The 845-nt window shown below is 63.8% G+C and carries 1 protein-coding gene; it reads left to right on the forward strand.

Features of this window, described 5'->3' with window-relative positions; genetic code table 11:
- Nucleotides 1–75 precede the first annotated feature (75 nt).
- Nucleotides 76–839, forward strand: a protein-coding gene (locus GVN67_RS29080) for an IS5 family transposase (protein WP_160000774.1) whose coding sequence is annotated in 2 segments (ribosomal slippage) — nt 76–409 and nt 409–839 — 765 coding nt in all. Because the reading frame shifts where the segments join, the coding sequence is not laid out codon by codon here.
- Nucleotides 840–845: the final 6 nt, after the last annotated feature.

The following is an 845-nucleotide window of genomic DNA, read 5'->3' on the forward strand; positions in this document are numbered from 1 at the left end:
CTAGGCTCAGGACCTATTAAATCTGATCTTGCGCTCTGATGGAGCTGTGATTCCATGGCAGCCGGAGGTGCTGCCATGGCGGACTTATTCTGGCTGACGGAGGCGCAGGTCGCACGGATCTCGCCTTTCTTCCCGCTGTCGCACGGCGTGCCGCGGGTGGACGACCAGCGTGTCGTCAGCGGGATCATCCATGTCATCCGCAACGGCCTGCGCTGGCGCGACGCACCCGCCGAGTATGGTCCGCACAAGACGCTCTACAACCGCTTCATCCGCTGGAGCCGGATGGGCGTGTTCAACCGGATTTTCGCAGGCCTGGCGGGCCGCCGAGGCCAGCCCGATCGGCTGATGATCGACGCGACCCATCTCAAGGCGCATCGCACGGCGGCCAGCCTGCTCAAAAAGGGGCTCTACCCCGATGTATCGGCCGGACGAAAGGCGGGCTGAACTCCAAGCTGCATGCCGTCTGCGACGGTCAGGGCCGTCCTGTCCTGCTTCTGCTCACCGAAGGCCAGATGAGCGATCACAAGGGTGCGGCTTTGATGCTGCCCCATCTGCCGCAGGCCAAGGAACTGCTCGGCGACAAGGGCTACGACAGCTGCCGCTTCCGCGAAGCCCTCATCGCCCGCGGCATCATCCCCTGCATTCCCTCAACGCGCAGCCGGAAGATTCCGATCCCTTACGACAAGGTGCTCTACCGCCAGCGCCATCGGGTCGAGAACATGTTCGGCCGTATCAAGGACTGGCGCCGCGTCGCCATGCGCTACGACCGCTGCGCCCACACCTTCTTCTCCGCTATCTGCCTCGCGGCCACCGTCCTCTTCTGGATCAATGAGTCCTGAGCCTAG

Origin of the sequence: Roseomonas sp. 18066 (assembly GCF_902706185.1) — a bacterium.
Lineage (GTDB): Bacteria > Pseudomonadota > Alphaproteobacteria > Acetobacterales > Acetobacteraceae > Pseudoroseomonas.